Consider the following 433-nt stretch of genomic DNA (forward strand, 5'->3'; position numbering starts at 1 on the left):
CCCGTCCGCCGGCACCAGGTCGAGCAGTGCGGCGTTGGGGCGGCCGGCCGGGTCCGTCGGCTCCTCCGCGGGGGGCTTCTCGCGGTTGTTGGAGGGGAGCATCGAGATGAGGTAGCGGACCTCGGCGATGCAGGTCTCCTCGTCGTCGTACGCGAAGTGCGCGACGCCCGAGGTCTCGGCGTGCACGTCCGCACCGCCGAGCCCGTTCTGGGTGATCTCCTCGCCGGTCACCGCGCGGACCACGTCGGGCCCGGTGATGAACATCTGCGAGGTCTCGCGGACCATGAACACGAAGTCGGTGAGGGCGGGGCTGTAGGCCGCGCCGCCCGCACACGGGCCGAGCATCACACTGATCTGCGGGATGACACCCGAGGCACGGGTGTTGCGCTGGAAGATCCCGCCGTAACCGGCGAGCGCCGAGACGCCCTCCTGG

General features: G+C 71.1%; 1 protein-coding gene. It reads right to left on the reverse strand.

The window, feature by feature from the left end; all coding sequences use genetic code 11:
• A partial coding sequence (locus tag J0695_RS08215; protein ID WP_277989957.1) for a carboxyl transferase domain-containing protein occupies positions 1–433 on the reverse strand: 433 nt, incomplete at both ends.

The organism is Streptomyces beijiangensis (genome assembly GCF_017315755.1).
Classification (GTDB): domain Bacteria; phylum Actinomycetota; class Actinomycetes; order Streptomycetales; family Streptomycetaceae; genus Streptomyces; species Streptomyces beijiangensis.